The sequence below is a fragment of the Actinocorallia herbida genome (assembly GCF_003751225.1).
In the GTDB taxonomy this organism is placed as follows: domain Bacteria; phylum Actinomycetota; class Actinomycetes; order Streptosporangiales; family Streptosporangiaceae; genus Actinocorallia; species Actinocorallia herbida.
The window spans coordinates 5,576,573-5,599,915 of sequence record NZ_RJKE01000001.1 but is presented as its reverse complement, the minus strand read 5'-3'; the positions used below and the strand labels follow the sequence as shown (position 1 = coordinate 5,599,915).

Here is a 23,343-nt window from a genome sequence, read left to right as displayed (position 1 = left end):
CCCTGGTCAGGCGCTCGGGCCAGGGCCGCGCTGCCGCCGTGTCCAGACGCGCAGCGTCAGCTTGATCACCACGGGTGCGATGAGCGCCACGGCGAAGAGGCGGAGGCCCTGCACGCTGGAGACGAGGGGGACGTCGGCGTGCATCGAGGACGCGGTGGCCAGGACCGCGTTGATGCCTCCGGGGGTGGTCGCCAGGTAGGAGTCGGCGAACGGTATGCGGGTGAACCGGGAGACGACCCAGGCCAGCGTTCCGCAGGCGGCGCTGACGATGACCGTGCACAGGAGGGTGGCCGGAAGGATCCGCCGCAGCCTCCAGACGGTCCGGCGGGAGAAGCGAAGGCCGACCTCGAGGCCGACCGTGGTGAACAGCACCGTCCGCAGCGCCCCTTGGGGTGCGAATCCGTGTGCGAGTCCGGTGACGGTGACCAGAGCCGCCATCAGCATGGGCCCGAGCGTGGCGGGGCTGGGCAGCCGCAGGACCCTTCCCGTGATCTGGCCCGCCACGGCGATGCCCGCGAGCACAAGGAGACCGTGCAGCTGGTCCGGGCCGCTCACCAGGGGCCAGGAGGTGCCTGCGGGCGCGCCGCCGGGCGCGGGACGAGGAGCGGACAGGAACCAGCTCAGCAGCATCGGCGTGCTGACCACGATCAGGACGAGCCTCAGGTACTGCATGAATGCCACCTGCCGCCCGTCCGCCCCGAGGTCCTCCGCGGACGCGATCGCGGCGGCGGACCCTCCCGCCGTCATCCCGAGGGTCGCGGTGGCACGGTCCATTCCGTTGAAGCGCACCATGAACCAGGCCGCCGCCTGGCAGATGACCAGCGTCGCCAGGGTCACCGTGACCAGCGGCGCGGCCTCGCCGACGACTTCGCTGAGCGCCGAGGTGTCCAGGTAACTGCCGATCAGCACGCCGAGGAGGGCCTGGCAGCCACGGCTCAGGATCGCGGGCGGGCGGTGGTCGCGCACCAGTCCGTTCAGCGCGGCGAGCATTCCGCAGGCCAGCGGCATGAGCAGGTGGGGCGACGGGATGACGGGTTCGCCGAGTTCGCCGAGTTCGCCGACCGCCGCCATGGCCGCCAGGATCGCACCCCACACCAGAAAGTCGAGGCTCCGCTGCCGCACATGGCTCCAGGAGCACCTTGGGATAGACATGCCGGTGACGCTAAGAGATCAATGATTAGCGTTCGGTTAACATCGGTGGGCTGGGCGGAGCCCGGGAACGGCCTGAGCCTTCGTCGTGGGTGGTCGCTTGGATCAGTGCGCGAGGATTCTCGCCGGGTTGTCGACCACAAGACGCCGGAAGACGTCGTCGCCGAAGCCGAACCGGGTGAGCATGCCGGGAATGAACTGTGGGAACCGGGTGAACCCGTAGTACCCGTAGGACTTGCCGTGCGCCTTGGTGGTCGTGTCGTGCCCGAGGACGATCTGTCCGGCGTATCCGGCGCGGAGCAGGTCGACCAGTCCCTTCATCCGATCGAAGTCGTCGGGCAGGATGGCGGTGGTGGCCGACCAGGAGTCGAAGCCGATGTTGGCCCCGCGGTCGAGGATGGTCCGCTGGAGCTCGGTGGAGATGTTCCGTGCCGCGTTCATGTCGCCCATGTAGGTGGTGAGGGCGTCCCACGGGCGCAGGAACGAGTCCATGTGGATCATCACCAGGCGGTCGGGGGCCATCCCCGTGCCGAGTGCCGCATCGACGCCCTGCAGCACCTGGGCGTGGGACATCGGGAAGGCCGTGTGCACCTGGAGGCTGAGACCGGTCGCGGCGGAGATGCGCCCGAGCGTCCGGAGCGTCGCGACCTCCGTCTCTTGCAGCTCCGCCGAGGGGTCCATCGAGGACAGCGCGCATTTGAGGAACCCCGGACGGATGCCGGTGTCCTCGACGCCCTCCTCCACCTCACGGGTGAAGAACTCGAAGAGCGCCTTCTCGTCCATTGCCGCGAACTCGGCGGGGCGGCAGTCGGCGACGTAGAGGCCGGTCGCGAAGATGACGTGGACGCCGGAACGCTCCGAGGCGGCGCGCAGGTCCCGGACGTCGCCGCGCAGTCCGATCGGCGAGGCGTCGCAGATCGCGCCGCCTCCCACTTCCTTGAAGAAGCCCAGCTCCGCCGTCGTGTAGTCCACGTCGCCGGTGGTGCGGCACTGGCTGGAGGAGACGGCCCCTGCTTCGCGTAGGAACGCGAGGTTGTCCGTTCGCAGCTCGAGCATCTCCGGGGGAAGTTCCGGCGCGCCGTACCGCTTGATGAGCGCCGCCATGAGGGAGAGGTCGGCGTTCAGGTGTTCGTGCATGCTGGTGAAGCCGAGGGAGCCGGGGTCCACGTCGCCCCGGACCGTCGTCACAACGCTCATGTTCTTTCCGCTTCCGTTCGTGGTTCCATGCGTGGTTCTTGTCCGGCGGTGGTGCGCTGTCAGGAGGGCCGGGAGCCGTACCGGCCGCGGAGGACGAAGCGCTGGACCTTGCCGCTGGGGGTCTTGGGCAGCCGGTCCAGGTAGTGGACGGCCCGGGGGTAGGCGTGCGCGGCGAAGCGCCGCTTCACGAGTTCCTGGAGTTCCGCGGTCAGCCCGTTCGACGCGGTGCGGCCCTCGGCCAGGACCACGCAGGCGTGCAGGACCTCTCCGCGGAGCTCGTCGGGGACGCCGATGACGGCGACGTCGGCGACCGCCGGGTGGGTGATGAGAACGCTTTCGACGTCGAACGGGCCGATGCGGTAGCCGGCCATGATGACGACGTCGTCGTCCCGGGCGGTGAAGAAGAAGCAGCCGTCCTCGTCCTCGCGCCCTGTGTCGGCGGTGAGGTACCAGTGGCCGTCGGGAGTGAAGCGCTCGGCGGTCTTGTCCGGCGCGTCCGTGTAGCCGGCGAACCACAGGAGCGGGCTGCCGTCGGTGCCGATGGCGATCTGTCCGTCCACGATGCCCGCGGTGAAGCCGGGGAGCGCGCGTCCCATGGAGCCGGGTTTCACCGGGGCGCGGACGGCGTCGTGCCAGCCGTTGGCGATGACCATGCCGAGCTCGGTCTGCCCGTAGTGGTCGCGGACCTCCACGCCCAGCGCCTCGCGCGACCATTGCGGGACGTCGGGAGTGAGGGGTTCGCCCGCCGACGAGGCCCGGCGCAATCGGATGCCGCGCACCGACGGGTCCTTGCTGAGGCCGCGGTAGACGGTGGGGGCGGCGGCGAGGTTCGTGACCGCGTACCGGCGGAGTACCTGGACGGTGACCTCCGGTGAGAACCCGGCGCGCAGCAGCAGACTGGCCTTGCCCAGGGCCAGCGGGCCGAGGATCGCGTAGTACAGGCCGTAGGCCCAGCCGGGGTCGGCGGCGTTCCAGAAGACGTCGTCATCGGTGACGTCGAGGCCGTACCGCAGGTAGGAGCAGAAGGCGGCCAGCGCGCGCACGGGCACCGGAACCCCCTTGGGCTGCCCGGTCGTGCCGCTGGTGAACAGCTGCACGAGGGTCCCGTCCCCGCCCACGGCCACGGCACCGGCGAAGGGCGGGTGCGCGGCCACCAGGTCGTCGAACGCGGAGCCGCCCTCGATCACGTCGAGCCCGTCGAGGGAGTCGATCTTGTGGCGCTGGTCGGGATCCGCCACGATCACGCGGGCGCCGCTCGCGCGGACCCGGAACTCGATCGCGGGCGTGGCGAAGGCGGTGAACAGCGGCACGTGGACGGCGCCGAGCCGCCAGATGCCCAGCAGGGCCACGACGAGATCGCGGCTCTTGCCCATGAGCACGGCGACGCCGTCACCGCGGCCGACGCCGCGCTCGGCCAAGGCGGTGGCGAACCTGCGCGACGCGTCGGCCAGTTCGCCGTAGGTCAGGTCACGGGCGGACAGATCCGGCTCGATCACGGTGAAGGCGACGGCCTCCGCTGGGTGCCCGTCGCACAGCAGTTCGGCTGCGCGGGCGTCCGGAGCCCCGAACCGGGCGAGCCAGCGGTCGACATCGGTCGTGGGAAGGGTCATGCGATGGTCCTCGGTGATCGTGAACACTCGGCGAGTGGTGTGCGTCACCTTCATTCCAGGAAAGACCGATCTACGACACCCTCCGAAGAGGGTGCCTACAGGCCGGGCCAGGCCGGGTGGATCTGCTCGACGCGGTCGCGCCGGGTGTACATGTCCCAGTAGAGGTCGGCGAGGTCGTCGGGGTCGACGACGGGGAACTGCCCGCCGCCGAACGGCTGGTCCGCGTCGGGTGCGTCGGCGCGGGCGGCGGCGGCCGACTCGGCGGCGGTCCGGACCCCTTCGCTGCGGTCGATGGCCGCGGCGACCGACAGGGTGCCGGCGTAGACGCCCTTGTCGGCGAGTTCGCCGTTGAGGGAGTAGAGGTAGCTGCGGGCGGCGGCCATGACGACGCCCGGGCCGCTGAGGTAGGGCACCGGCTGGGCCGCGGAGGCACCGGTGGTCATCAGGACCGCGCCGTCGCCGCGCTCGATCATCTCGGGCAGCACGGCCCGGAAGATCTCCACCGGGGTGAGCAGGAGCAGCGGGATGAGCCGCTCCAGGTAGGCCGCCTCCAGCGCGGTCGCGGCGGTGAAGGTCAGACCGGGGTTGACCGGCCCGTACTCGACGACGTCGATCCGGCCGAAATGGGCGCGGATCGCGTCGACGAGGGCGTGGGCCTGGCCGGGTTCTGCGAGGTCGGCGGGGAAGGCGGCGGCTTCGACGCCCTCGTCCGCCAGTCGCGCGACGAGGTCGGCCAGGCGGTCCTCGCGACGCGCCACCAGGGCGACGCGGAAGCCTTCACGGCCGAAGCGCCGGGCGACGGACACGCCGAGACCGGTGCCGGCGCCGAAGACGGCGATCACTTTGGACATGGGGATTCTCCTTGCGGCCGGATAAACTTGACCCATGGGTCAAGTTAGTGGTGCCAAGCTAGCAGCAAGTTGACCCGGTGGCCAAGTTAGTGTGGCCGAAGGACGCGGCACTGGGACGGGCGGCCTCACCGTCGCGCCGTGACGGGCTCCACCCGACCTGAACGCGGGCGGTGCCCGGAGGGCCGGGAGGCCACGGCTCCCTGCCCGCGCACCCTCTTCCGGGAGTGGTGTGTCCGGGGTCGTCTGCCGATAGTTGGGTGCGAGGCGGTGATCAGGCGCCCGAGCGGTGCTCCCGCTTCCGTGGCGCGACCTTTCCGCGCACTGATGCGCGTTGAGGTGCGGCCGTGTCCCGTGATCTCTGTGGCACGGGCCGGGCCGATCCCGCCGCCCCTGATCCCTCGCGGATCGGATCGAGGAGGAGACAGTGATGAGTGACCAGGCCGCACCCGCCCTGCACGTGCCCGCCCGTGACATTCCCGTGCCCGGATCGGTGAGCCAGGAGGCCGCGGGCCTCCTGGCGATGGGGGTGCTGCAGCCGCCCACGCAGTGGCCGCCCGTGGAAGACCTGGAGGCCTGGCGTGCCCTGGTCGCCGAGAAGGCCGCCATGGTGCCGGCGGAGGCGCCCGGCCCGATGGTGGCCTCGTGTTTCGGCACCGCCGAGACCGGTGTCGGCGCCCGGACCGAGGTCATCGACGTCGACGGGGTCCGGATCCACACCGCCGTCCCCGAGGGAGCCGCGCCCGATGACCGCCGGGTCTATCTCGCCATCCACGGCGGTGCCTGGATCGGCGGCGGCGGAGATCTCTGCCGGCTCGGGGCCGCGATGACGGCGGGTGCGATCGGTGCGCGCGTGTGGGCGGTCGACTACCGGATGCTGCCCGACCACCCCTTCCCGGCGCCCCTGGACGACTGCCTGACCGCCTACCGGAGACTTCTGGAGGAGTACTCGCCCGAGGAGATCATCGTCGGCGGAGTCTCGGCGGGCGCCAACCTCGCGGTCGCGCTGCTTCTGCGAGCACGGGACGAGGGACTTCCCCTGCCTGCCGCGGCCGTGGTGGAGACCGTGCCCGCCGACCTCACCGCCGTCGGCGACACCTACGCGACCAACAAGGGAGTGGACACCTCCTTCGTGGACGAACTGGGCCCCATCTTCCAGCTGTACTCCAACGGCCACGACCTGCGGAACCCGTATCTGTCGCCGCTGTTCGCCGACTTCGGCAAGGGTTTTCCCCCGGCCATCCTGACCAGCGGCACCCGCGACTTCCTCCTGTCGGACACCGTCCGGCTGCACCGCAGGCTCCTCGCGGCCGGCGTGCCCGCGGACCTGCACGTGTTCGAGGCCGCGCCGCACGCCATGTTCCTCGGCCTCGCACCGGAAGACCACGAACGTGCCCGAGAGGTGCGCGCGTTCGCCGAGCGGCACTGGCCTTCGGCGAGCTCCGAATGACCCGCAGGCTTCGCCGGGAACGGCCGGCGCACGACCTCGTGGCCGCGAAGGCGCGGTCACGAGCCCGTACGAACAGGAACAGTGAATGAAGAGCGTCATCGTGACCGGCCCCGGCAAGCTCGAAATCGCCGAAGTGCCCATCCCTCAGGTGGGTCCGAGGGACGTCCTGGTGAAGATGAAGGCCTGCGGCATCTGCGGCGCGGACCCGCACGCGCTCGCCGAGGGCGGCATTCCGGCCGGTGCGAGCGCGACCCCGATGGGGCATGAGCCGGCGGGCGAGATCGTCGAGGTCGGCGCCGAGACGTCCGGCCTGCGTCCGGGTGACCGCGTGGTGATCGACCCGACTCTGGTGACCGACTCGATCACCGGCGGGGGAGGCCCGCAGGGGGCGCTCAGCGAGTACCTGCTGGTCCGTGAAGCCGCTCCGGGGGTGAACGTCGCCGTCTTCCCCGAGCATGTGCCGTGGCACGTCGCGGCGCTCGCCGAGCCCCTGGCCGTCGCCCGCAGGTCCGTCGACCGCACCCACCCGCGCCCCGAGCACAAGGCCGTCGTCTTCGGTGCGGGCCCGGTGGGCCTCGGCGCGCTGCTCGCGCTCAAGCACCACGGTGTGTCGCACGTGGTCGTCGCCGATGTGCAGCCCAACAGGCTGGACAAGGCGCTCGCGCTGGGCGCGGACGCGGTCATCAATTCCGCCGAGCAGGACGTACGGGCGCGTCTGGTCGAACTCCACGGGGAGGGGACGGACGCCTTCGGCCGCACCGGGCTGCCCGGGACCGACCTCTATCTGGACGCCGCGGGCGTTCCCGACGTGCTCCGCACGGTGTTCGCGGGACCCAAGCTCGGCGCCGTCCTCGGCATCGTCGCCATCCATCGGGATCCGTTCCCGGTGGACTTCCAGATGCTGATCCCCTCGGAACTGACGATCGTCCACTCGATGGGGCATCCCACCGAGATGTTCTCGGTCATCGACGACATCGCGGCCAACACCGACGCCTGCTCCGCGATCGTGAGCGACCTGATCCCCTTCTCCGAGGTGGAGCGGGCTTTCGACCTCGCGGGCCGCCCGGGTGCGACGGACAAGGTCGTGGTCACCTTCGAGTGAGTCGCTTCTGAGGTGATCGCCCGGTCCGGCCCGCGACGTGCGGTCGCATGACGGTCGGCGGTGTGGGGGACCGGCACCGTAAGGCCTTTCGGGGAATCGTCGCCGAAGGCCTTACGGGTGATCCTGCGATGGTCGTCGACCTATCGAGATGAGCACTTGCCTTTTGGGCGCGGAGGGCTCCTAGAATGCAGCCATGTCCCCTGGAAGTGGCGTACCTCACATGAAGGCGGAGAAGCGTCCCTGCGCCCAGGAGCGGGCGCAGGAGGCGTTTCTCCCGCCCACGGCGGTCTTGGAACAACTCGAGGCTTCGCTCCGGATGATCAAACGCCGCACCGACGTCTCGCTCGCCTTCGCCGGGCAGATGGCGGAATCCGGCGCCGTGCGGCTCTCGCTCTTCGAAGGCCCGACCGCAGGCGCCCTGCGGGGTGTCGAGGTGGAGTCCGGCCACGGTCTCGGGGGCCGGGCCGTCGAGCTCTCCCGGAGCATCGCGGTCGGCGATTACCTGACCTCGCCGAGGATCACCCACCGGTACGACAGATTCATCAGCGCGGAAGGACTGCATGCGATGGTCGCCGCCCCCGTGATCGTCGGACGGAGGCCGGTGGCCGTGGTGTACGGCGCCTTCCGCGAGGCGCGAGAGATCGGTGGCCGGATCCAGGACGCCATGGCCGGTGAAGTGCGTGCGCTGGAGCAGCGCCTCGCCGTGCTCTCGGCGATGGAGGCGGGATTCACCGACCCCGCCGAGACCGCCGCGACCCTCCGGATGCGGGAGCGGATCCGCGACACCTACGGCGACCTGCGGACACTCGCCGGACGCGTCTCCGACGCCGCGGTCCAGGCGGAGATCCTGCGCATCGGCGGTCGGCTGCTGGACGGCGAGGCCGACGCACCGGGCCTGAGCACGCTCAGCCGTCGCGAGCGCGACGCCGTCGCGCTCGCCTCCCGCGGACTCACCAACCAGCAGATCGGCGAGGCGCTCGGCCTCAGCCCCGGCACGATCAAGAGCTACATGAAGTCGGCGATGCGCAAGCTCGGGGCCGCGACCCGTCTGGAGGCGGCCATCCTCGCCCGCCGTACCGGCCAGATCCCCTGACCGGCACGCCCCGTCGCAGGGGGAGACCTCCCGCGCCGGACCGCCGGGCGTGGGAGGCTCCGCGGTAGGCGCTATCGGTCTGCCGCGCTCCCCGGGCCGTCGTTCCCGCGTCCCCAGCGTCCGTCGACGAACGCGCGGAGTTCCCGGGTGCGGTCCTCGGCCTCGGGCGCGAACATGAACATCACGTGCGTCGCCGCCTCGAAGACGTGCAGGTCGGCGGCTATCCCGGCGGAGCGCAGAGCGCGGTGCATGCGGACGGTGTTGGACAGGAACAGGTCGCGGGTGCCGCTCTGCAGGAAGGTGGGCGGGAAGCCCTTGGTGAAGTCGCCGAAGAGCGGCGACACGTACGGGTCGGTGAGGTCGTGGCCGCCCGCGTAGAGGAGGTTCGCGGGCATCAGCCGCGAGGTGAGCGCGGTGTCGACGCCCAGAAGGGTGCTGAAGGTGTCCCCGGACTCGGTGAGATCGAGTTCAGGGGTCATCAGCACGACCGCGGCGGGCAGCGGCAGCCCCTCGTCCCGGGCGCGCAGGACCATCGCGGGAGCGAGGTTCCCGCCCGCGGACGCCCCGCCCACGATGATCCGCTCCGGCGGGTGTTCGCGCAGCAGGGCCCGGTAGGCGGTCAGGCAGTCGTCGACGCCCGCGGGGTAGGGATGGTCCGGCGGCATCCGGTAGTCGACCGCCCAGACCTTCGCCCGCACCAGGCCCGCCATGATCCGCCCCATGGCGGCGCAGCTCTGCCCGCCTCCCCACAGCAGGGCGCCGCCATGAACCTCCAGGTAGACGGCGTCGTCCACGACGTCGCGCGGGGTGATGACGTGGACACGCACCCCGTCGACGTCGATCTCCTCGACGTCGGCCTCCACCTGGTCGGCCATCATGCGCAGACCGGCGAGGCCGCCCTCGTCCATCCGCGCGACGACCGCGCGCCAGGCGTCGACGTCGTCGAGCGGCGGCCACTCCGGGTTGGCGGGGCCGGGGTGGGCCAGTTGCGCCTGCGCCTGCGGGCTCAATCCCACGGGGATCGGAATCTCACGGGCCGGTACGCGCAGCACCGGTCCGGTTTCTGCGTTCTCCACGGGTCTCCTCGGGCTCTCACTTCGGGATGGGATCGTCCGCGCGGGACCGGGTGGCGTGCCCCTCCGGGGTCCAACGGGATCTCCGCCAGGATTCGTCGAGCGCTCATCGCGTCGCTACTCCTGAAAGAGGGTGGTACGCCCGGCCACCCCCATCCGGGGGTGGCCGGGATCCGGGTTCGGGGCCGATGCTCGGCGTCCCAGTGGAAAGCGAGGACGGCATGGCTGCTGAAGAAACATCCCGGAACCTGCACCTACCCGCACGTGAGGTCCGCGTGCCCGCGTCGGTCAGCCCCGAGGCACAGGCATTCCTCGCCCAGGGGCGGATGCCCTCGCGGCCCTACCCGCCCTTGACCGATCTCGACGCGTGGCGCGCGGCCATCGCCGAGACGGACGCGGCGATGCAGGCGATGTTCGAGATGCGCGCCTCCCGGGTGGGCGCCGAGGTCGAAGAGATCGACGCGAACGGCGTGCCGGTGTACTCCATCACCCCGCACGGGATCTCCCCCGACGATCAGCGGGTCTATCTCGACATCCACGGCGGCGCCCTCATCCAGGGCGGTGGCGTGCCCTGCAGACTCAACGGCGTCGCCACGGCCGGTCAGGTCGGGGCCCGGGTGTGGGCGGTGGACTACCGGATGGCGCCGGACCACCCTTACCCCGCGTCACTCGACGACTGCGTCGCCGCCTACCGCGCTCTCCTGGACCGCCACAGCCCCGACCAGGTGATCGTCGGAGGAGGCTCGGCGGGAGCCAACCTCGCGGCGGCCCTCCTGCTGCGGGCGCGGGACGAGGGGCTGCCGCTGCCCGCGGCGGCGGTGCTCCTCACGCCCGAACTCGACCTGACTGAGTCGGGGGACTCCTTCCAGACCCTCGCGCCCGTCGACATCGTCGGCCACCTCAGCCTGATGCCCGTCAATCTCCTGTACGCCGACGGCCACGACCTCACCGACCCGTACGTGTCTCCGCTCTTCGGCGACTTCACCAAGGGCTTTCCGTCGACCTTCCTCAGCGCGGGCACCCGCGACGTCTTCCTGTCCAACGCCGCCCGCATGCACCGCGCGCTGCGCGAAGCCGGGGTGCCCGCCGACCTCCACCTCGTCGAAGCCGCGCCGCACGGCGGCTTCTTCGGCACGGCGCCCGAGGACGCGGCACTCGACCGGCAGATCCGCCTCTTCACGGACTCCCACTGGCCGCGTTGAGGAGAGCCGAGCAGCGCACAGGGACCCACCCAACCCGCACCGCAACGAGTCCGAACCGTCGAGAGCCGGTTGGGCCTTTACAGAGCGGGGCGGGAAGGTGATCCTCCGGAGAGGTCCCGGGCCTGAGGAGGTCGATCGTGCGCCTGCGGCGGATGGTGATGGCTTGTGCGTTGCTCACCGCTGTGCCGGCGGTTCCCGGGACGGCCGCGCACGCGGCTCAGGAGTCCTCCTACATCACCGATGAGCAGGGTCGGGTTCTGATCCTGCACGGGTTGAACACCGCGAGCAGCGCCAAAGGGGCGGGCGGCCTGCCGTGGATCGGGGAGGCGGACGTCGCCCGCGAGCGGGAACTGCTCGGCTCGAACATCGTCCGGTATCTGATCCAGTGGAAGAACGTCGAGCCGGAACCCGGAGTGTACGACGAGGCGTATCTGGACGCGGTCGCGGAACGGTTGCGCTGGTATCGCGGGCAGGGCATCCACGTCGTCCTCGACATGCACCAGGACCTGTACGGTCCCGCCGCCTGCCAGGGGCAGGGCAACGGCGCTCCCGCGTGGGCCACGATCACCGACGGCCTGTCCTGCACCCCGCAGAAGCCCTGGTTCCTCAGCCTCCTCCAGCCCGCCGTCCTGCGCGCGTACGACAACTTCTGGAACCACACCGGTGCCCATCCGGAACTGGGCGAGCGCTACACCGCGATGTGGCGGCACGTCGCCGACCGGTTCAAGGACGATCCCGCCGTCCTCGGCTACGACCTGATGAACGAGCCGTTCGGCGGGAGCCGCCAGTTCGGCTTCTTCGAAGGCCCCGTCCTGACCCCGTTCTATCAGCGGATCATCGACGCGATCCGCGAGGTCGACGACGGTACCTGGATCTTCGTGGAACCGCAGGCCGTCGGCGTCGGGCAGGGCACCCCCAGCAGCCTCGGCCGCCTCCTCGGCGACCGCATCGCCCTGGCGCCGCACTTCTATCCCGCCGCGCTCTACGTGAACCGTTCCTACACGGGGCTCACCAAGAGCGCCGTCCAGGCCGAATTCGTCGCATGGCGCCTGAGCATGACGGCCTTGTCCCGCGACCTCGGCCGGCCCCTGTGGCTGGGCGAGGTAGGCGCGATCGGCGCGTCCGTTCCCGGCGCGGCCGACTACACCGGCGACTGGCTGACGTTCGCCGACGACCTGAGGATCGGCTGGGCCTACTGGTCCAATGACACCGCGACCGACGGCACCGGCATCGACACCGGCGTGGGCCCCATCGACGAGAACGGTCTCACCCGGATCGGACGGGTCATGGCCCGCCCCTACCCACGGGCGATCGCCGGCCTCCCCGTGTCGATCAAGGCGACCGCCGTGAAGTTCACGCTCTCCTGGCGGTCCAACGGGGCGACCGGACCCACCGAGATCTGGCTCCCGCCGTCCTTCGGCGCCGACCCGAAGATCACGAGCACCGCCTCCGCCCGGTGGGACCCGGCGACCCGAATACTGCTCGTCGACGGGACGGGCGGCGCGGTGCAGACCGTCGCGGTGGGCTGACCAGGGCGATGCCTCACCTGATGACCCGTGCCGGTCTTCTGTAGCAGGTGAGGGTGACCGATCTCGGCCGGCAGGCGTCCGCCCCATCCGGGGACGGCGCTCACGGAGCGGCGGTGAGGCGTCCCATCACCGTGTAGGCCTGCTGCGAGGTCAACGGACCTGCGGGGAGCGGTCGTGCGGCTTGGGCTCGCAGACCGTCGAGCATGAGAGCGACGGCGCGGCGCCACGCGTCGGGGGCGGTGCCGGCGGCGGCGCGTGCCAGCAGTGCGTTGGTGCCGAAGATGAACAGCAGGTCTTCGCCGGTGTAGTCGGGGCGGAGCGCACCGGCCTGCTGAGCCCTCGCGATGAGATGGGTGGCGGCGACCTGGATGCGGCCGCAGACGTCCATCAGGCGCTCAGCGTCGGGGTAGCGGCCGGTGACCACGTCGCTGATGGCGGGGTCGGTGGCCTGCAGCTCGCACACCCCCTCGACGTAGTAGGCGAATCCGTCCCAGGCGTCCGAGCAGGCCAGCGCCCGTTCGGCCACCCCGTCGAGACGGTCGACGGCGAGGTCGGCCACGACCTCGTTGATGAGCGCCTCGCGCCCGCCGAACAGGTTGTAGAGCGTTCCGTGGCTCACCCCGGCATGGCGCGCGATCTCCTTCAGCGGGACCTGGAGCCCGCGTTCCCGGAAGAGCTCGATCGCGGCCGCCCGCAGCTTCTGCGCGTTTCGTTGGGCGTCGGCCCGCATCCGGTGTCCCTCCTGGTCATGGGTAGAACCCTAGTGTCGCGGCCACGCCGTCATTAACCTGGCCCAAGGGTCAAGTTGATGTCGGCTCGGTAATCAGATTGACCCATAGGTCAACTTATGGCCGCTGCGAAAAGAATCCTCCAGAGTGATCGCGCTTTCGGCGCCGGTGCCGGTCTTGGCGTGTCCGTCGTCCGTCGCTTCGGCCGCGAAGGCTTTCGCCTCGCCCCGGTGGCCCGCCGCAAGGACCGCCTGGCCGCGCTCGTCGCGCAGCTCGCGGAAGAGGACATCGAAGCCGTTGCCTTCCCTGTTGGCAACCCATGCCCTACCTCAGATAAGGGGCTGATGTCGCCTACCTGAACCTGCTCATGGTGAGACTGCGGTGCCTGGCGTCAGGGGGCGGGGATGGCGGTGGGGGCGTCGAGGTCGTTGAAGGCGTCGGCGTAGCGCTGGGTGAGGGCGAGGGAGATGTCTTCGCGCTGCCAGGCGCTGCCGGTGAGGGTGGCGAGCCACAGGACGAGGCCGTAGACGGTGCTGGCGCGGTAGGAGGTCCAGGCTTGCTCGGCGGTCGGCCTTTCCTCCTCGGGGACGTCCAGGGACGTGCGGTAGACCTCGATCAGCTCGGCCTCGTGAGCGCGGCGATCCTCGGTGGTCACGGCTCCTTGGAGAAAGTAGCCGACGTCCAGCGACCAGTGGCCGCGCCGGAGCATCTGCCAGTCCAGGAATCCGATGTCGTCGCCGGGCAGGACGTAGGTGTTGCCGATGTGGGCGTCTCCGTGCAGGAGGGTCTGCGGCCCGGTGGCCAGGGTGCGGACGTAGCTCTTCCACAGGAGGATGAGGTCCATCGGCCGGTAGGCGCGGACCGGGCCGGGGACGGCGTCGCCTGCCATGTCGAAGGCCAGGGGGATGACGCCGGCCATGAGCTCGTCCATCTCTTCGGGCCACGGAGTGTAGAGCTCGACCCAGGACAGTGCTGCACGCTCGGTGAGCCGGGTGTTCCAGAACGTGCTGTGCAGGCGGGCCAGCGCGCGCATCCCGGCGGCGGCCTGGGCGGGGGTGAGGGGGCGGGTGGAGTCGCGGGGGTCGGCGCCGCGGGCGGACAGGTCCTCCATCACCATGATGAAGTTCTGACCGGGCTCGTCGATCAGCGACAGGTGGACGGCCGGGTGGTCGACCGGCAGGGCCATCCCCGACAGGAACAGGCGCGGCTCGTGGAACAGGCCGCTGGTCGCGGCGGTGAGTTCGGCGTGGGCGGGGTCGACCGCTTTCACGAAGACCGTGTCCGGCCCGGACCCGGCCGAGTAGGTCAGGCCCAGGCGGGCCCGCCGGTTGGTGCCGTCATCGCGCAGCACGACCTTCACCTCTGACACCACCGCGCCCGGGTGGGACGCCGCCAAGGCGTCCGTCATCCACTGCGCGGTGATCAGGTCCAGGTTCACCGGGATGCTCTGCCCGCCCTCGCCCAATGCGTCCTCCTCGGAAACCGAACGACCGGACCCTGAACACTAGCAAGTAAGTGTTCACTCAACAATGGTCCTGGGGGGCGGAGGACATCGAAGCGCGACGGCGGCGCGGCGATGAACGGCCCGCGACGAGGATCGGTACGGGAATCGGCGGTAGGCGGGCTTCGGCGTCGGTCCGATGACGGTCGGAGCGCAGGCACAGGTGGTCCGGCCGTCGTCGATGAGGCGAAGCCGCGGTCAGGAAGACCGAGTGACCTCGGGGCCATGCCGACCGAGGCTCGCCCGGCTTGACGATCGCGCGGTATCACGCCTGGCCATCGGCCGCTCCCGCTGTTCGGTGAGCGCGCTCAGAGGAACAAGGACCGGTGCAGCATGGCCCGGATCCGCTTACGGTTCTCCTCGCCCGCGTCGCCCTCGGCGTCGTGCATCGCGCCTTCCGCCATCTGGTAGGCGAGGATCACATCGCAGACGAAGACGTCCGGGCGCACCACTCCTTCAGCGCGGCCCGCCTCGAGGAGGGGGACGAAAGCGGCGGCGGTACGGCCCGCGAGCGAGGAGAACCACGAGGCCCCTGCCTGGGAGAGCATGTGGGCGATGCCTCCGTGGGCGAACTGCAGGTCGAGGACGAAGTCGAACAGCTGGACGACGGCCGAGGGCCGGCCCGTGAGTTCCGCGGCCCGTTCCTCGATCCAGGCCACGTTGTCCTCGAAGACCGTCGCGGCGAGTTCCTCACGCGTGGCGAAGTTGCGATAGAGGGTCGTCCTGCTGACGCCCGCCGTTCGGGCGACCTCTTCGAGCGGAACATCGAGCCCGTGCTCGGCGAACGTCTTGCGGGCGGCATCGAGAAGCCGTGCGCGATTGCGCACGGCGTCGCGTCGGGGAGCCCGCTCGGGGTCCTGGGACATTCCCCAAGGATAGCTTGCCGGTAATCCGTACGTTGATGTACGTTTCGTGCACCGAGGCCGTCGCGCATTGCGCGGCCCGTCTTCCCGGCCGGCCCTGCCCTGTTCCACCGCGATCAGCGGTCAAGGCCCGCCGTGCGCCCTTGGAGGGATCATGTCGAAACTTGCCGGCAAGACCGCTGTCGTCACGGGCGGGTCCTCGGGCATCGGGTTGGCGATCGCGAAGCGGTTCGCCGACGAAGGCGCGCACGTGTACGTGACCGGTCGCCGGAAGCCGGAGCTCGACGCGGCGGTCGTGGCGATCGGGGAGAACGCGACCGGCGTTCAGGCCGACGTGTCCGACCAGACCGCGCTCGACGCCCTCTACGCCGGGATCACCGCGGACGGGCGGCGGGTGGACGTGGTGGTGGCCAACGCGGGCGGCGGCGGGCTGTCCCGGCTCGAGGACGCCACCCAGGAGTACTTCGACGGGATCTTCGGCACGAACGTCGCGGGGACGCTCTTCACGGTGCAGAAGGCGCTGCCGCTGTTCAACGACGGTGGCTCCGTCATCCTGCTGTCCTCGATCGGGGCGGACAGCGGTAGCGAGTACTTCGGCGTCTACGCCGCGGCCAAGGCGGCCGTGCGCTCCCTGGGCAGGACCTGGGCCAACGAGCTCAAGGGCCGCGGCATCCGCGTCAACACCATCTCGCCCGGGGCGATCGCGACTCCGGCCCTCGCCGCGGCGGCACCCGACGCCTCCGACACCGAGGGTTTCTTCACGATGATCGGCACCGGCGTGCCCCTCGGACGCGTCGGCGACCCCGCGGAGATCGCCTCCGCGGCCCTCTTCCTGGCGACCGCCGAAAGCAGCTACATCACCGGGACCAACCTCTACGTCGACGGCGGCTCCGGACAGATCTGAGGTGCGCCGGATGCTGAACGACCCTGAGAAAGGAAAAGGGCATGCCCGCGTGGGACCACCACACTGATTTTCTCGTCGTCGGCAGCGGCGGCGGCCTGGCGGGCGCGGTGACGGCGAGCGCCGCGGGCCTGGACGTCCTGGTCGTGGAGAAGTCCGCGTTCCTCGGCGGATCGCTCGGGATCTCCGGCGGTGTCCTGTGGCTGCCGGACAACCCGGTCATGAAGCGCCACGGCCTTGAGGACTCGCTGGAGAACGCGCTCGATCACTTCGCCTCCGTGGTCGGCGACGCTGAGAAGATCGGTCCCGCCTCGTCGCTCGCGCGTCGTCGCGCCTACGTCACCGCCGGCGCGGACATGGTGCGCCTTCTGGAGAAGGAGGGCGTCGAGTTCGCGTTGTGCGACGGGAACAGCGACTATTACGCGGAGATCCCCGGGGTCGAGGGCGCGGTGGTCAACGGCCGCGCGATCGAGGCGACGCTGTACGACACCGGGAGGCTCGGCCCGCTCGGCCGGAGGCTGCGTCCCGCGATCGCCGCCCCGCTCGTGGTCAGGACCGCGGAGGCCGGCGCGCTCACCCTCATCAGGGTCAGCCTGCGGAGCCTGGGCAAGGCCGTCCGCATCGGCGCCCGTACGGCCTTCGCGGCGCTGCGGCGCAAGCGGATGACGTCGAACGGCGGAGCGTTGACCGCCCAGCTCCTGGACGTGCTCCTTCGGCGCGAGGTTCCGATCTGGACCGAAGCGTCCCTGGAGGAACTGGTGGTGGAGGACGGCCGGGTGGTGGGAGCCGTCGTCAAGCGCGAGGAACGAACGGTGCGGGTGGGAACGCGCGCCGGAGTCCTGATCGCGTCCGGCGGCTTCGCTCGTAACGCCGGGATGAGGACGCGGCACGGCGGCGGCCAGCCGGCGGACGGGACCTACACGCTGGCCAATCCCGAGGACACCGGAGGCCCGATCGGCCTGGCGGTGGAGCTCGGCGCGGCCACGGACCTCATGGACGAGGCCTGGTGGGTTCCGGTCTTTCACAAGCTCGACGGAACCCTGGGAATGGTCCTGCCCGAGCGGTTCCGGCCCGGATCGATCATCGTCGACGGTCACGGTGAGCGCTACTTCAACGAGGCCGAGTCCGCGATGGAGGCCGGACGCCAGATGTACCGCAGACAGGCCGAGACCGGTGCGGGAGTGCCCTCCTGGCTGATCCTCGACGCCCGGCACCGCGCACGCTACCTGCTCGGGATGATGCCACCCGGCATCACGCCCAAGAGCTGGATCGAGCGCGGTCTCATCAAGCGCGCCGACACGATCGCCGGGCTCGCCGCGAAGTGCGGCATCCCGCCGGAGACGCTCAAGGACACGGTCGAGCGGTTCAACGCCTTCGCCGCCGACGGCGTGGACCAGGACTTCCACCGCGGACGCGGGGCCCACGAGCGGTCCCAGGGAGATCCGACCCACGGTCCGAACCCCTGCCTCGGACCGGTGGGCAAGGCACCGTTCTACGCCGTCGAGATCTTCCCCGGCGATGTCGGCACGAGTGGCGGCCTTCTGTGCGACGAGCACTCACGGGTCCTCGACGGCGAGAGTCTCCCCATCCCCGGACTGTACGCCACCGGCAACGCCACGGCCTCGGTGATGGGCCGGGCCTACCCGGCCGGCGGCGCCAGCATCGGCGCGACCTGTGTGTTCGCCCACGTCGCGGGCGAACACGCGGCATCCGTCTCCGGCTGACCCGGGCGCCGCCGGCACCGAGGTCTCGGTGAGGGCAGGACGAAGGCTCCCGGCACGCCTCACGAGGCGTGCCGGATGCTTGTGGCCGCTCAGCCTGTTGAACCTACGGGCCGGAGATCCCGGCGAGGACCCGGCCGCGATCTTCGATGCTCTTCCCGAGACGCACCAACAACCTGTCCCGCCCTCGGCCAACAGGCCCCCTCGCGGCCCGGTCGGCACCGGCGGGATCCGCCGGGGGCCGACCGAGAGGAGAGGCGACTCAGCTGGTGGGCGGCGTCAGGAGGCGGTGTCGCCGGAGTGGCCGTGGGCGCGGCCGGTGGCGAAGCCGACGGGGGCTCCGATGCCGATGGTCACGGGCTGCGGAGCGCTGCCGCAGCACGAGTCCGCCTCCGCGGCGGCAGGCTCGGGCGCGCAGGCCGTGCCGCAACCGGCCTCGGCGCCGGGGAGCAGGTCCTCGGTGATGAGGCCGGTGGAGCAGACGCCGGTCTCGGGCAGGTCGAGGTGGACGGCGTCGGCGGCCTCGCGGTCGCCGGCGAGGGCGGCGACGACGGAGCGGACCTGCTCGTAGCCGGTGGCCATGAGGAACGTCGGGGCGCGCCCGTAGCTCTTCATGCCGACGATGTAGAAGCCCTTCTCGGGCTGGGCGAGGTCGCGTTCGCCGTGCGGGGGGACGGTGCCGCAGGAGTGGAAGTTCGGGTCGATCATCTCGGCGATGCCGATCGGAGCCTCGGTGGCCGGGTCCAGGGAGACGCGGACCTCGCGGAGCATGGCGAGGTCGGGCCGGAATCCGGTCGCGGCGACGACCAGATCGGCGGTCAGCGTCCGGGCGCCGTCGGGGGTCGATCCGGTCACGTCCACGCTCTCGGCGCCGTCTGCGAAGCCGGTGATGGTGAAGGAGCGGACGAGGTCGATCTCGCCGCCGTCGACGGCCTTCTTCAGCCGGGTGCCGAGCGCGCCGCGAGCGGGCAGGCCGTCGGCGTCGCCGCCGCCGTACAGGCGGGCGACCGAAGCGTTCCGGACGGCCCAGGTGATCCGGGTGCCGGCCTCTTGTGCGGCGAGTTCGGCGAGGGCGAGCAGGGTGTTGGCGGCCGAGTGGCCCATGCCGACGACGAGGGTGTGCTTCCCGGCGAACCGTTCCCGGTCGCGGCCGAGCACGTCGGGCAGCGGGCCGGTGATGCGGGGCGCGGCCTCGTCCTCGCCGGGTGCGGCGAGGCCGGAGTGGCCGAGGGGGTTGCGCTGTCCCCAGGTGCCGGACGCGTCGATGACGGCGCGAGCGGTCACGTCCTGGACGGTGCCGTCGGCGTGGCGGACGCGGACGAGGAGCGGGCGCCCGTCGCGGCCGATCGTGCGGGTGGTGTCGACGCCCTGACGTGTGACGGCCAGTACCCGCGCGCCTGTGCGGATACGTCCGGCCAGCGCGGGGACGGCGGCGAGCGGCGTGAGGTAGTCCCGGACGAGGTCCGCGCCGGTCGGCAGCACCTCGGGCTCGGGCGCCGTCCAGCCCTCGGCCTCAAGGAGGCGGCGGGCGGCGGCGTCGACGTCGTACCGCCACGGCGAGAACAGCCGCACATGCCCCCAGTCGGCGACGGCCGCGCCTACCGTCTCCCCGGCCTCGAGGACGAGGAAGCCGAGCCCGCGCTCGGCGAGGTGCGCGGCGGCGGCGAGCCCGACGGGTCCCGCCCCGATGACGACGACCGGCGGTTCGCCGTCCGGCGCGGTGTCTTCGACGCATCCGCACCCGGCGTCGGTCTTGGCCTGGGTGACGGTGACGGTGGGGTCGAGCGCCTGCTCGGCGTCGGTGCAGCACGCGCTGACGCCGCAGCAGCCGCCCTGCTCACCCGGTCCTGCGAGGTCGGTCATGATCGTCTCCTTCGATCTCGGTAGGTCAAAGACGCGAGCGCAGCGCCGCGGTGACGACGCGGTCCCGGTGGGCGGCTCGACGGCAGGCGGCGGTGCAGACCTGGCTGCCGCGGCGCTCGTTGTACGTGGTGTTCTCGACAGGGTTCGCGCGGGTCCAAGGCCGGGTGATCCGTGCTGGCAGCGTCCCCACGATCATCTCCTGATTCGAAGTCTGTCTAAGTAGCTTCGAGTTTGCCTTTCTGGATAGATGGATGTCAAATTAGAAGCATGTCGAAGTTCCTGGAGCTGGAAGACGTCTCGGCCGCGGCGTGCTGCGCCCCGCTGAGCGGCCCGATCCTGGGCGAGGACGAGGCCGCCGAGCTGGCGCGCGTGTTCAAGGCGCTGTCCGACCCCGTGCGCCTGCGCCTGCTGAACCTGATCGCCGCGAGCGAGGGCGGGGAGGCCTGCGTCTGCGACCTCACGACCCCGTTCGACCTGTCCGGCCCGACGATCTCCCACCACCTCAAGGTCCTGCGCCAGGCGGGGCTGATCACCGGCGAGCGCCGCGGGACCTGGGTGTACTACCGCGTCGTCCCCGACGCGATCACCCGCCTGTCCACCTTGTTCGCCCTCCCGGCCTCGGCCTGACCGCACTCCCCACGGTCCGGCCGCGGGCCGGGCCGAACCCCGTCGCCAGTAGCACCGCGTCGACGTTCAAGCGCGGACGGCTGCGCACGAGCACGCCCCGCCCCGAGCCGCTGCCGCCGCACGCTCTCCTGCTCATGATCCATCCTCCGGAATCTCGGTGCTGCGCCGCAGGTCTGCGATGGGGGTGAAGGGGATCGGGCGGCATCCGGCCTGGGCGCACTCCACCAGGTCGGCGCAGCCCGCGTCGATCGCCTGCCGCAGCGCGCCCGAGATCACGGTCAGGTCGACGATGCGCTCCTCGACCTCGATGAGCTTCAGGCGGGCCCGCTCGGACAGGCCATCGCCGCGGTGCCGGTGGCCTCCAGAAGGTCGGCGACCTCCTCCAGCGTGAACCCGAGCCGCTGGGCCGCTTTGATCACCCGCAGCACCGCCACCGCCTCCACCGGATGAAGGCGGTGCCCGCCCAAGGTCCGCTCCGGTTCCGCGAGCAGGCTGCGCCGCTCGTAGTGGCACAGTGTCTGGGCGTCCACGCCCGCGGCCAGCTCACCCGACGGCAGCCCCTCGTGCCCGCTCGCCGCGGCCACCTGCGCGGCCGACGCGCTGCCCTCGGCCAGTTCCCGGAGCCCGTCCAAAGCCGCTCCCACCTCCGCCGGCGCCGTCACCACCAGCCCCTCCTCGGTAGCCGCGAGGTCGAAGCCGACTGACGCGCAGCACTCGGCCTCGGCCGCGAGCGACGCCCTCGCCCTCTCCTCTACATCGCCGCGCAGCTCCCGCGTCAGCGCCAGGGCGAACAGCTCCTCGAACTCGCCCAGCCGCGCCTTCATGGCCCCGGCCGACAGCGTGCACCCGATCGGCCCCTCCATTGGCTCCGGCACCTGACTGTACGGGCCATCCCCGCATCCAGGTCCGCACGTCACCCACCACTCTCACGCTGGACCACTCTCAGGAGGCCCCCTCCAGCAACGGTAAGCCTGGACTTGCGTACGGGGCTCCGCACAGCCCCATGCATCCCTGATGATCTACATGCGCTCTGGACCCTACGCGGACTCGGCACCGTGCCCGAGAGCGATCTGGTTGATGTGGTGGGCGAGGTCGAAGTCCATGGCAGTGAGTCTGTGGCCTGCGTCGTGTGTGGTGGTGACGAAGCGGATGCGTTGCCAGGTGATATGGATGTCGGGGTGGTGGCCAACTTCTCGGGCCTTGGCGGCCACGTAGGTCGCTAGATGGATGCATTCGTGCCAGGTGTGGGCGAAGGTGCGGGTGATGGTGTCGCCTTCGCGGGACCAGCCGGGGAGGGTGGCGAGGCGGTCGGTGATTTCGGAGTCGGTGAGGGGGACGAGGTCGGCCACGGTTGTCTCCTGGGGAGTTAGGCGATGGCGGCGATGATGTCGCCGAGGTCGCGTCCGGCAGGGGTGGAGGTCCAGGCGGCGGCGTGGGTGGGGAGGGCCAGGAGTTCTCGGCGGAGGCGGGCTGAGCCGGTGTCGGTGACGAGTGTCGCGGTGGTTGTCGCGATCTCTACGACGCGTTCGGGTTCGGGGATGGCGGCGAGGGCGGCGGCTTGGCGGGCGAGGAAGACGCCGTTGTCTCGGCGGGCGGTCGTGGGGGCGGAGTGCAGGAGGCGGTCCCAGATGCGGATGGCCTCGTGGTGGGCTCCGAGGCGGACGTAGGCGGTGGCTCGTTGGACGTCGATGTAGCCGGGGGTGCGGCGGCAGGAGTTGCCCCAGGGGTATTCGTCGTCGACCTGGTCGAGGAGGGCTTCGGCGGCGTCGAGGGCGCGGTCGGTGGACGCGCGGTCACCGAGGAAGGCGTGGCCGTGGGCTTGGTGGACGAGGCCGAGGACGCGGACTTTCGGGGAGAGGCGGGTTTCGTCCGCGAGGGCCGCAATGGCGTAGTCGAGGACCATGTGGCGGTCGTTCAGGTCGATGGCGAGCATGGCCTTGTTGGTGAGGGCGTAGCTGATGAGCTGGGGGTCGGCTGAGCGGTGGGCCATGTCGAGGGCCGCGTTGCGCCACTGGGCTGACTTCTCCAGGTCGCCGGCGTCCTGGTAGAGCCAGCCGAGGAGGCTGGAGTAGGCGACGCCTGCTCCGAGGAGACCTTGGCGGACGGGGGCGTCGGCGGCTCGGGTGAGTTCGTCGATCAGGCGGGCCTGGGTGTCCACGGTCGGGATGAGGTGGCGCGGGCCGAGGAACATGTCGGCCTTGTAATGGCCGGGGAGTTGTTCAAGGAAGTACATGACGAGCTCCGGTGCGACGGGGCCTCGATGCGGCTCGTGGGGAACGGGCTCGGCGATGCCCACGACGGTCCCGGGCGCCCGTGGCGGTGCTTGTTCGGTGGCGGCCGTCGAGGGGCAGGCGAACAGGTCCTCTTCCGCGACGTCGAAGGCTGCTGACAGAAGGATCCGGTAGCGGGGGCCGGGCTTGTGGCGACCGGTCTCCCAGTCGCTCCGGATCATGTGGGTGAGGGACTTCGCCGACGGCAAATCCGACCGCTGGCGCTTCAGCTCGGCGGCCAGGTCGGCCTCGACCCATCCCCGGGCCCGGCGTTCGTCCGTCAGTCGTTTCGCCCACTGCGGCAGCATCCCGCCAGCGGCCATCGCGCGCACCTTTCGCGAGTGGTGGAGGCAGGTAGGCGCCGGTTTCTCCGCGCGCCTACCTCCGTCTCCTCAGTATCACCATGACGTCGAGCCTGTGTCGGCAATTGACTGGACGTGCACATAAAGCTACCGAACGCGCTCGCGACCCGGCTCTCTGCCTGATCGCGACGGCAGCTCTTCCGCTGCCTCTGGAGGACGTCCATGGCCCCGTTTCCAGCAGTCGCAACGCATTGGCACGTCTCGACGCCACGTCGCGCCGCCTCTGACGCGGACCGGCTCACGAGAGAGCAGGC

General features: G+C 70.9%; 23 protein-coding genes. 9 read left to right on the top strand and 14 right to left on the bottom strand.

Annotated elements, in window-relative coordinates; translation table 11 throughout:
- Positions 1-6 precede the first annotated feature (6 nt).
- The 4 genes from EDD29_RS25410 to EDD29_RS25395 all read right to left on the bottom strand — a co-directional run bounded on the left by EDD29_RS25410 (position 7) and on the right by EDD29_RS25395 (position 4,807).
- Entirely contained in the window at positions 7-1,152 is a 1,146-nt protein-coding gene (locus tag EDD29_RS25410) for an AbrB family transcriptional regulator (RefSeq protein ID WP_170201566.1), read from the bottom strand.
- 102 nt (positions 1,153-1,254) lie between these two features.
- Entirely contained in the window at positions 1,255-2,346 is a 1,092-nt protein-coding gene (locus EDD29_RS25405; RefSeq protein WP_123666819.1) for a phosphotriesterase family protein, read from the bottom strand.
- Between the two features lie 59 nt (positions 2,347-2,405).
- The gene (locus EDD29_RS25400) at positions 2,406-3,956 is read right to left on the bottom strand and encodes an AMP-binding protein (protein ID WP_123670672.1); all 1,551 of its coding nucleotides are present in this window, start codon (positions 3,954-3,956) and stop codon (positions 2,406-2,408) included.
- A 95-nt stretch (positions 3,957-4,051) separates the two neighbouring features.
- Positions 4,052-4,807 (bottom strand): SDR family NAD(P)-dependent oxidoreductase, encoded by a 756-nt coding sequence (locus EDD29_RS25395; RefSeq protein ID WP_123666818.1) that lies wholly within the window; start codon positions 4,805-4,807, stop codon positions 4,052-4,054.
- A gap of 427 nt (positions 4,808-5,234) precedes the next feature.
- Here EDD29_RS25395 and EDD29_RS25390 point away from each other — a divergent pair, with 427 nt between their 5' ends.
- From EDD29_RS25390 to EDD29_RS25380, 3 genes are all read left to right on the top strand, one after another.
- Positions 5,235-6,254 carry an alpha/beta hydrolase gene (locus EDD29_RS25390; RefSeq protein WP_123666817.1) on the top strand — a complete coding sequence of 340 codons (1,020 nt, stop codon included), beginning with the start codon at positions 5,235-5,237 and terminating at the stop codon, positions 6,252-6,254.
- An 85-nt stretch (positions 6,255-6,339) separates the two neighbouring features.
- Complete coding sequence (locus EDD29_RS25385; protein WP_123666816.1) at positions 6,340-7,356, top strand: zinc-dependent alcohol dehydrogenase; 1,017 nt, start codon at positions 6,340-6,342, stop codon at positions 7,354-7,356.
- Between the two features lie 220 nt (positions 7,357-7,576).
- Positions 7,577-8,449, top strand: coding sequence for a helix-turn-helix transcriptional regulator (locus tag EDD29_RS25380; protein WP_123666815.1), 873 nt, complete (start codon positions 7,577-7,579; stop codon positions 8,447-8,449).
- 71 nt (positions 8,450-8,520) lie between these two features.
- On the opposite strand, the gene EDD29_RS25375 is transcribed toward EDD29_RS25380, so the two are convergent.
- Positions 8,521-9,525: an alpha/beta hydrolase gene (locus tag EDD29_RS25375; protein ID WP_123666814.1), complete on the bottom strand. Its 1,005-nt coding sequence runs from the start codon at positions 9,523-9,525 to the stop codon at positions 8,521-8,523.
- Between the two features lie 218 nt (positions 9,526-9,743).
- Here EDD29_RS25375 and EDD29_RS25370 point away from each other — a divergent pair, with 218 nt between their 5' ends.
- Both EDD29_RS25370 and EDD29_RS25365 read left to right on the top strand, forming a co-directional pair.
- Entirely contained in the window at positions 9,744-10,724 is a 981-nt protein-coding gene (locus EDD29_RS25370) for an alpha/beta hydrolase fold domain-containing protein (RefSeq protein ID WP_123670671.1), read from the top strand.
- A 137-nt stretch (positions 10,725-10,861) separates the two neighbouring features.
- The gene (locus tag EDD29_RS25365) at positions 10,862-12,253 is read left to right on the top strand and encodes a cellulase family glycosylhydrolase (protein WP_246053005.1); all 1,392 of its coding nucleotides are present in this window, start codon (positions 10,862-10,864) and stop codon (positions 12,251-12,253) included.
- A 100-nt stretch (positions 12,254-12,353) separates the two neighbouring features.
- On the opposite strand, the gene EDD29_RS25360 is transcribed toward EDD29_RS25365, so the two are convergent.
- Positions 12,354-12,983: a TetR/AcrR family transcriptional regulator gene (locus EDD29_RS25360; RefSeq protein WP_123666813.1), complete on the bottom strand. Its 630-nt coding sequence runs from the start codon at positions 12,981-12,983 to the stop codon at positions 12,354-12,356.
- A gap of 117 nt (positions 12,984-13,100) precedes the next feature.
- Between EDD29_RS25360 and EDD29_RS25355 the strand changes: the two genes are divergently transcribed.
- On the top strand, positions 13,101-13,340 hold the full coding sequence (locus tag EDD29_RS25355; protein ID WP_211359893.1) for a hypothetical protein: 240 nt from the start codon (positions 13,101-13,103) through the stop codon (positions 13,338-13,340).
- Between the two features lie 32 nt (positions 13,341-13,372).
- On the opposite strand, the gene EDD29_RS25350 is transcribed toward EDD29_RS25355, so the two are convergent.
- Positions 13,373-14,446, bottom strand: a complete 1,074-nt coding sequence (locus tag EDD29_RS25350) for a phosphotransferase (RefSeq protein ID WP_211359892.1) — start codon at positions 14,444-14,446, stop codon at positions 13,373-13,375.
- 344 nt (positions 14,447-14,790) lie between these two features.
- Positions 14,791-15,348, bottom strand: coding sequence for a TetR/AcrR family transcriptional regulator (locus tag EDD29_RS25345; RefSeq protein WP_123666812.1), 558 nt, complete (start codon positions 15,346-15,348; stop codon positions 14,791-14,793).
- Positions 15,349-15,499: 151 nt separating this feature from the next.
- On the opposite strand from EDD29_RS25345, the gene EDD29_RS25340 reads away from it, so the two are divergent.
- Both EDD29_RS25340 and EDD29_RS25335 read left to right on the top strand, forming a co-directional pair.
- Entirely contained in the window at positions 15,500-16,249 is a 750-nt protein-coding gene (locus tag EDD29_RS25340; RefSeq protein ID WP_123666811.1) for an SDR family NAD(P)-dependent oxidoreductase, read from the top strand.
- Between the two features lie 41 nt (positions 16,250-16,290).
- Entirely contained in the window at positions 16,291-17,970 is a 1,680-nt protein-coding gene (locus tag EDD29_RS25335; protein ID WP_123666810.1) for an FAD-binding protein, read from the top strand.
- Positions 17,971-18,246: 276 nt separating this feature from the next.
- Here the strand turns inward: EDD29_RS25335 and EDD29_RS25330 are convergent, their stop codons facing one another.
- Both EDD29_RS25330 and EDD29_RS45695 read right to left on the bottom strand, forming a co-directional pair.
- Positions 18,247-19,830, bottom strand: a complete 1,584-nt coding sequence (locus EDD29_RS25330; protein WP_123666809.1) for an FAD-dependent oxidoreductase — start codon at positions 19,828-19,830, stop codon at positions 18,247-18,249.
- Positions 19,831-19,855: 25 nt separating this feature from the next.
- Positions 19,856-20,020, bottom strand: a complete 165-nt coding sequence (locus tag EDD29_RS45695; RefSeq protein WP_170201565.1) for a hypothetical protein — start codon at positions 20,018-20,020, stop codon at positions 19,856-19,858.
- Positions 20,021-20,097: 77 nt separating this feature from the next.
- On the opposite strand from EDD29_RS45695, the gene EDD29_RS25325 reads away from it, so the two are divergent.
- The gene (locus EDD29_RS25325) at positions 20,098-20,457 is read left to right on the top strand and encodes an ArsR/SmtB family transcription factor (RefSeq protein WP_123666808.1); all 360 of its coding nucleotides are present in this window, start codon (positions 20,098-20,100) and stop codon (positions 20,455-20,457) included.
- A gap of 132 nt (positions 20,458-20,589) precedes the next feature.
- On the opposite strand, the gene EDD29_RS47120 is transcribed toward EDD29_RS25325, so the two are convergent.
- From EDD29_RS47120 to EDD29_RS25310, 4 genes are all read right to left on the bottom strand, one after another.
- Positions 20,590-20,733, bottom strand: a complete 144-nt coding sequence (locus tag EDD29_RS47120; protein ID WP_246053001.1) for a hypothetical protein — start codon at positions 20,731-20,733, stop codon at positions 20,590-20,592.
- A 38-nt stretch (positions 20,734-20,771) separates the two neighbouring features.
- Positions 20,772-21,320 (bottom strand): MerR family transcriptional regulator, encoded by a 549-nt coding sequence (locus EDD29_RS47115; protein ID WP_246052999.1) that lies wholly within the window; start codon positions 21,318-21,320, stop codon positions 20,772-20,774.
- A gap of 174 nt (positions 21,321-21,494) precedes the next feature.
- Complete coding sequence (locus EDD29_RS25315) at positions 21,495-21,806, bottom strand: 4a-hydroxytetrahydrobiopterin dehydratase (protein ID WP_123666807.1); 312 nt, start codon at positions 21,804-21,806, stop codon at positions 21,495-21,497.
- Between the two features lie 17 nt (positions 21,807-21,823).
- Positions 21,824-23,050, bottom strand: coding sequence for a helix-turn-helix domain-containing protein (locus EDD29_RS25310; protein WP_123666806.1), 1,227 nt, complete (start codon positions 23,048-23,050; stop codon positions 21,824-21,826).
- Between the last annotated feature and the right edge of the window lie 293 nt (positions 23,051-23,343).

Bases quoted from the DNA above. Each gene is read 5' to 3' on its own strand.
- EDD29_RS25410 (WP_170201566.1), bottom strand. From the start codon at position 1,152: ATGTCTATCCCAAGGTGCTCCTGGAGCCATGTGCGGCAGCGGAGCCTC.
- EDD29_RS25405 (WP_123666819.1), bottom strand. From the start codon at position 2,346: ATGAGCGTTGTGACGACGGTCCGGGGCGACGTGGACCCCGGCTCCCTC.
- EDD29_RS25400 (WP_123670672.1), bottom strand. From the start codon at position 3,956: ATGACCCTTCCCACGACCGATGTCGACCGCTGGCTCGCCCGGTTCGGG.
- EDD29_RS25395 (WP_123666818.1), bottom strand. From the start codon at position 4,807: ATGTCCAAAGTGATCGCCGTCTTCGGCGCCGGCACCGGTCTCGGCGTG.
- EDD29_RS25390 (WP_123666817.1), top strand. From the start codon at position 5,235: ATGAGTGACCAGGCCGCACCCGCCCTGCACGTGCCCGCCCGTGACATT.
- EDD29_RS25385 (WP_123666816.1), top strand. From the start codon at position 6,340: ATGAAGAGCGTCATCGTGACCGGCCCCGGCAAGCTCGAAATCGCCGAA.
- EDD29_RS25380 (WP_123666815.1), top strand. From the start codon at position 7,577: ATGAAGGCGGAGAAGCGTCCCTGCGCCCAGGAGCGGGCGCAGGAGGCG.
- EDD29_RS25370 (WP_123670671.1), top strand. From the start codon at position 9,744: ATGGCTGCTGAAGAAACATCCCGGAACCTGCACCTACCCGCACGTGAG.
- EDD29_RS25360 (WP_123666813.1), bottom strand. From the start codon at position 12,983: ATGCGGGCCGACGCCCAACGAAACGCGCAGAAGCTGCGGGCGGCCGCG.
- EDD29_RS25355 (WP_211359893.1), top strand. From the start codon at position 13,101: ATGGCCGCTGCGAAAAGAATCCTCCAGAGTGATCGCGCTTTCGGCGCC.
- EDD29_RS25345 (WP_123666812.1), bottom strand. From the start codon at position 15,348: ATGTCCCAGGACCCCGAGCGGGCTCCCCGACGCGACGCCGTGCGCAAT.
- EDD29_RS25340 (WP_123666811.1), top strand. From the start codon at position 15,500: ATGTCGAAACTTGCCGGCAAGACCGCTGTCGTCACGGGCGGGTCCTCG.
- EDD29_RS25335 (WP_123666810.1), top strand. From the start codon at position 16,291: ATGCCCGCGTGGGACCACCACACTGATTTTCTCGTCGTCGGCAGCGGC.
- EDD29_RS25330 (WP_123666809.1), bottom strand. From the start codon at position 19,830: ATGACCGACCTCGCAGGACCGGGTGAGCAGGGCGGCTGCTGCGGCGTC.
- EDD29_RS25325 (WP_123666808.1), top strand. From the start codon at position 20,098: ATGTCGAAGTTCCTGGAGCTGGAAGACGTCTCGGCCGCGGCGTGCTGC.
- EDD29_RS47115 (WP_246052999.1), bottom strand. From the start codon at position 21,320: ATGGAGGGGCCGATCGGGTGCACGCTGTCGGCCGGGGCCATGAAGGCG.
- EDD29_RS25310 (WP_123666806.1), bottom strand. From the start codon at position 23,050: ATGGCCGCTGGCGGGATGCTGCCGCAGTGGGCGAAACGACTGACGGAC.